This window comes from Bacteroides bouchesdurhonensis (assembly GCF_900155865.1).
Lineage (GTDB): Bacteria > Bacteroidota > Bacteroidia > Bacteroidales > Bacteroidaceae > Bacteroides > Bacteroides bouchesdurhonensis.
The window spans coordinates 1-832 of the sequence record NZ_LT707018.1 but is presented as its reverse complement, the minus strand read 5'-3'; the positions used below and the strand labels follow the sequence as shown (position 1 = coordinate 832).

Annotated in this window: 1 protein-coding gene; it reads left to right on the top strand. The window is 29.7% G+C overall.

The genetic code is table 11. The features are described from left to right. On the top strand, positions 1 to 613 hold a 613-nt coding region (locus tag CZ225_RS22775), incomplete at its 5' end, for a hypothetical protein (protein ID WP_077155979.1). Positions 614 to 832: the final 219 nt, after the last annotated feature.

Here is an 832-nt window from a genome sequence, read left to right as displayed (position 1 = left end):
GCGTTTTAAAAATAAAAGTTTTGTGGAGTGTTATATTAATGGTGAATTAGTAAGAGGGGAAGGATTGAGAAAAGCTTTTGAAGTCCCAGCTACTTTTCATATGAATTATGAATATACTTCTAGAGATGATATATTTACTTTCAATATTAGTAAGTATCTAAAAGCCAAAGATGGTACACGATTTGAACTTGAATTGTCTTTTGCTCAAAAGACTCTACCAATAATAGGAGAAAAGTATTACTTCAGAAAAGAAGTTGATAATACAAAAATATATGATTTCGAAGATAAATTTTATGTCGTATCAATTGGAGTTAGACCTTTTCTTTATCAATGTGCAGACACATCCTTAATACCAAAAGAGATCAGGAAAAGTGTAATTACGATGAGAACAAACTTGACAAGTAGTGGCTATATAAAATTTACTGAAATAGATATCAATAAGAAAAATATATCTGGCCAATTTGAATTTGAGGCATCAGCTGCAAGCATACTTGTACCTGAAGCTACATATAAGGTATCAGTAGCAAATGGTAAATTTGAAGGCCGATCAATAGAAAGAGAACGCACTTATTACGGAAAAGATTTTTTCTTTGATACTGACCTTATATATTAAACTACTACACTACTGATCTCAATTGATACCATTTTCTATATATTTCTGAAGGTGTTGATTAGATTAAGTTTCCGGTTACTAAATAGAATATGGTTTAACCATATAAAATCAAATGCTTTATGAAAACAGAAACTAAATTAAAACTATTTCCTTCATTTCTTTTATTAATGCTATTTTCTTGCAAGGATGTAGATATTGTAGAAGAACAACCTGTTGCTG